Source organism: Streptomyces tateyamensis, assembly GCF_003205575.1.
Taxonomy (GTDB): Bacteria; Actinomycetota; Actinomycetes; order Streptomycetales; family Streptomycetaceae; genus Kitasatospora; species Kitasatospora tateyamensis.
In genome coordinates, this window is the sequence record NZ_PYBW01000156.1 from 1 (window position 1) to 399 (window position 399).

Annotated in this window: 1 protein-coding gene; it reads right to left on the reverse strand. The window is 70.9% G+C overall.

Annotated features, from left to right (window positions below; all coding sequences use genetic code 11):
- Nucleotides 1–399, reverse strand: a 399-nt coding sequence (locus tag C7C46_RS30825) for a fibronectin type III domain-containing protein (RefSeq protein WP_146259275.1), incomplete at both ends; no start/stop codon positions are given.

The following is a 399-nucleotide window of genomic DNA, read 5'->3' on the forward strand; positions in this document are numbered from 1 at the left end:
GTTGCCGGCGGCGTCGTAGGCGCTGACGGTGTACTGGTAGGCGGTGGCTGCGGTCAGGCCGGTGTCGGTGTAGCTGGTGGTGGTGGCGGTGCCGACCTTGGTGCCGTTGCGGTAGACGTTGTAGCCGGTGACGGCGACGTTGTCGGTGGCGGCGCTCCAGGAGAGCGAGACGCTGCCGGCGGTGGTGCCGGTGACGGTCAGGCCGGCCGGGGTGCTGGGCGGCGTGGTGTCACCGCCGCCGCCGCCGGAGGTGGTGCCGGTGACGGGCGCCGAGCTCGGGGAGGTGTTGCCGGCGGCGTCGTAGGCGCTGGCGGTGTACTGGTAGGCGGTGGCTGCGGTCAGGCCGGTGTCGGTGTAGCTTGTTGTGGTGTCTGTTCCCTCCTTGTTTCCGTTCCGGTT